General features: G+C 62.4%; 1 protein-coding gene. It reads left to right on the top strand.

Annotated features, from left to right (window positions below; all coding sequences use genetic code 11):
* The first annotated feature begins 100 nt into the window (after positions 1-100).
* Positions 101-1006 (top strand): hypothetical protein, encoded by a 906-nt coding sequence (locus tag H5T41_11325; protein ID MBC7109349.1) that lies wholly within the window; start codon positions 101-103, stop codon positions 1004-1006.
* Positions 1007-1041: the final 35 nt, after the last annotated feature.

Below are 1041 nucleotides of genomic sequence, written 5' to 3' on the forward strand. Positions count from 1 at the left end.
GGGAAATCCGCCAAGGAAGTTGGATAGCTACAGCTTTTTGCCGAAGGCTTCGTTGGTGTCAGGTCCGCACCATTTGGCGCTTCCCCAGGGGCTGCGGTTCATGGCCCGCCGGGGCACGGACGTACAGATCCTTGATGAGCTCCACCCGCTTGCCCCATACCTGGCGCGCTTTTCTTCCCTTGGGTACGAGGCCGTCCTCACCTCCGCCCTGGGTTCCCCCCTTTCCGCCTTTGGGCACGTCTTGGCCCAAAACCGCGTGGGCGACCCCCTGGCTTTGGACCTTCCCGTGGGGCTTGGCCGCGTTCTCTTTCTTCCCGCCTTTCCCGGCGCGGAGGGCCGCGCAGCCTGGGACCTCCTGCGCCCGGGGATCGCCGCCCTCTTGGACTTTCCACTTCCTCAGACGGCCCCGGATTGGCTCAAAAACTACGATCTTCCTGGGGAGGAAAAGCTGCGCGGACTTTGGGAGGAACTTGCCCGGGAAAAGGAACGACTGGCCCGGCGCGAAGAGGAAATTCGTGCTGCCCAAAAGGAGCTAGAAATTTTCAAGGCTTTGCTCTTTCCCCGGGGAAAAACAGCCCTCGTCTTGGCCGCCCGGGCCGCATTTTTCCGCTTGGGATTTGAGGTAGGCGATCTTGGGGAGCCCACCTCCTTCGTTGCGGAAAGCTCGGAGGAGAATTTCCTTGTGCGCGTTGCGTTTTCCCCGTTTTCCCCTGTGGCCCCGGATGAGCATCGCGCCCTGCTTTTGCTTTTGGACAAGCTTCGCCATGAAGAGCGGAAGGAGGTGCGGGGGCTTCTTCTTTGTCTTTCCCAGCCGGAGCTCGATCCCAAACGGCGGGGCCCGCAGTGGCAGGAGGCGGTGGAGCGGGCCAGCCGCGATCAGCGCTTTGTCCTGGTCTCCGCCTACGACCTTTTCCGAGCCGTGGCCCAAGTCCTCGCCGGCGCCGATCCCTTGGAGATCCGAAAATCCTTGGCGGAAGCGGAGGGTCCGTGGAAGCCGCGCTTTTGAGGCTCGCCCTCGTCCTTGGCCTCATTTTTGTGCCT

This window comes from Methanomassiliicoccales archaeon, from assembly GCA_014361295.1.
Taxonomy (GTDB): Archaea; Thermoplasmatota; Thermoplasmata; order Methanomassiliicoccales; family JACIVX01; genus JACIVX01.

Bases quoted from the DNA above. Each gene is read 5' to 3' on its own strand.
- H5T41_11325 (MBC7109349.1), top strand. From the start codon at position 101: ATGGCCCGCCGGGGCACGGACGTACAGATCCTTGATGAGCTCCACCCG.